Source organism: Methylophilus sp. OH31 (assembly GCF_000576615.1).
Lineage (GTDB): Bacteria > Pseudomonadota > Gammaproteobacteria > Burkholderiales > Methylophilaceae > Methylophilus.
Genome location: NZ_BAUS01000013.1, coordinates 1 through 2,788, shown reverse-complemented (window position 1 = coordinate 2,788; position 2,788 = coordinate 1). Strand labels below are relative to the sequence as shown.

Below are 2,788 nucleotides of genomic sequence, written 5' to 3'. Positions count from 1 at the left end.
CAACACCTGAAGCAGTCAGTGCCAGCTGGTTCGCCTGTTTGGCGTTCTCAGCGTTTTGTTTCACGGTAGAGGCTAACTCTTCCATGCTCGCCGCGGTTTGCTCCAGGCTGGATGCCTGTTGCTCGGTACGCGCTGACAAGTCAGAGTTACCACTGGAGATTTCATTCGCTGCGGTAGTAATCGTTTCAACCGCTTCTGATACTGCAATAATCGGTTCTACGATCATATCCAGGGTGTTGTTCACACCTTCGATAATCTTGCGGAAATCACCATTGTGTTTATCCACATCGGCTCGCACCGTAATGCGGCCTTCTTTGGCAGCCTCAGTCAATTGATCGGCGTCAGCAACCAACATATTGACGGCGTCGATACAAGTGTTGAGGTTGTTTTTAATTTCATTGAAATCACCACTGTAGTGCTGGCTAATGCGCTCTGGAATATCGCCTTTAGAGATACGGTCAACATAATTTGCCGCCACATTCAGAGGACCAATCACAGAGTCCAGGGTGTTATTCACGCCTTCAACAATCTTGCGGAAATCGCCATTGTGTTTGGCGGCATCAGCACGCGTAGACAGCTGGCCATCCACAGCTGCTTTTGACAGCATGTTGGCATCGGTCACCAGTGCATTGACCGCATCAATACAATGATTCAAATTGTCTTTAATCGTATTAAATTCGCCTTTGTATTCATCTGTAATCTTGGCTGGAATACGCCCCTGTGAAATATCTGCTACATATTTAGCGGCAACACTTAAGGGGTTAATAACGGCGTCCAGTGTGTCATTCACACCTTGCACAATCTTACGGAAATCACCCTGATGCTGGCCAGCATCAGCACGTGTAGACAAGTGACCTTGAACGGCTGCATGTGCCAGTTCGTCAGTATCACTCACCAGACGCTTGATGTTGCTACGCACTTGCTCAATCGCTTCATTCACAAACGCTTTTTTACCTGGGAATTTCTGTAGTGGTACGTCCAGATTACCTTCACCAAATGCTTTTACTACTTCAATGGCACTGCGGTTCATTGCAATATGGCCAGCCACCATTTTATTGATGCCTGCGGCCATTTCAGAGTAGCCACCTTTAAAGCGTGTTTGATCAACATTGCAATCAATATCGCCTTCATCATGCTGTTGGCTCACGTAATTCAAGGATTGCACCAAGCCGTCCAGTGTGCGTTGCAAACCAACAATAGAATAGGCAACACTGGATTTATCGTTTTCTGCCAGCTTGATTTTCTGGTTCAAGTTACCCTCAACCAAGTTGTGGGCAATCTGGCTCAACTCACCCGGCTCTACGCCAAGTTGTGCACGCAGGCGTTTAGTAATCAACATGCCAAATGCCACAATCGCAGCCAAACACAGTAAAGCGATCGCTGAGGATTGCCATACAGCACTCTGTTTGATGCTGGCGGCATGCGCAGCAAGCTCCAGACTGGTTTTCTGGTTGTAAACCATATGCTCGTCCAGTTTATCGGCGACTTCAATCGCCAATTTATCGGCCTGTTTTAAGGCCTCTGGTGCTTCAGGGGCACTCACTTCTGACAAACGCAATACCGCTGTCATTTGTACAAAGTAGCGGTTCAGCATCTCTTTTTCAGCGGAGAGCAATGCCTGGTCTTGGTCGCTAGACACCAGGTCCTGGTAATGCGTCAGGGATTCCTCGACAATCTTTTTACGGTCCTGAATTTGCGCGGCCAGTTTGTCTTTCTCGGCAGGCGTGGTCACGCTCACGTGGCGCAACACATTCAGGCGCAATCTTTGATAGTAGTTTTGCGCTTTGGACAGTTCAAGAATACTGGGGATGGTATTGACGTTGGCCTGATTGGTCGTGTCATACACTTTAACGATTTCATTTAAAGTGACCCCGATAAGAACCACCATCGCTAACGCGCAAGTGGCAATCAAAAGATACATGCGTTTTGCAATTGTCATCATGGATTCCTAGATAAATACAGCTGGATAAATATAGAGTTAAAAATTACTTTTTCACCCTCTGATTATGACAAAATCGGTCCAAATGATATGTGGAAATAAAACGGGGAATTACTGTCTTATTCATGCTTACATCATAAAAAAACCGGCTGAATAAGCAGCCGGTTTTTAATATTGAACCTAGTTAAAACTCTTCCCAATCACTATCATCGGTGCCAGTTTTGGCAGAGATCTTAGGCGCTGGCGTCGCATGCGGTTTGGGGGCCGCCACGGGTCGCCCGGACGATCCGCCGCCGAAGCTACTAGACACTGGCGGTGGTGCCGCATGGGTATGGGTGCTGGCTTTAAACCCGCCCGATTGACTGCTGTGGCCAAAACCACCGCCGACACGGCCCTCGAGTTTAAACTGGCTGATCGCATCGGCCAATTGGTTGGCCTGATCGACCAAGGATTCAGCTGCCGCAGCTGCCTCTTCTACCAAGGCCGCATTCTGCTGCGTGGTTTCATCCATGCTGGTCACAGCCTGGTTCACTTGATCAATACCCGTCGTTTGCTCGGTAGACGCCGCAGAGATCTCGCTGATGATGTCGGCCACACGTTGTACTGAAGATACTACTTCGTCCATGGTGTTACCTGCATTCTCTACCAGCTTGGTCCCTTCTGTGGTTTTATTCACAGAGTCAGTGATCAGCTCTTTAATCTCTTTCGCTGCACTCGCTGAGCGTTGGGCCAGGTTACGTACTTCACCCGCTACGACCGCAAAGCCACGGCCCTGCTCACCCGCTCTTGCTGCTTCTACCGCTGCGTTCAACGCCAGGATGTTGGTCTGGAACGCAATACCGTCAATCA

Annotated in this window: 2 protein-coding genes; both read right to left on the bottom strand. The window is 48.8% G+C overall.

Features of this window, described 5'->3' with window-relative positions; translation table 11 throughout:
- Positions 1 to 1,939, bottom strand: a 1,939-nt coding sequence (locus tag OH31_RS14270) for an MCP four helix bundle domain-containing protein (protein ID WP_024931259.1), incomplete at its 3' end; no start/stop codon positions are given.
- A gap of 184 nt (positions 1,940 to 2,123) precedes the next feature.
- Positions 2,124 to 2,788: methyl-accepting chemotaxis protein (locus OH31_RS14535; protein WP_036299421.1), on the bottom strand; the 665-nt coding region annotated here is incomplete at its 5' end.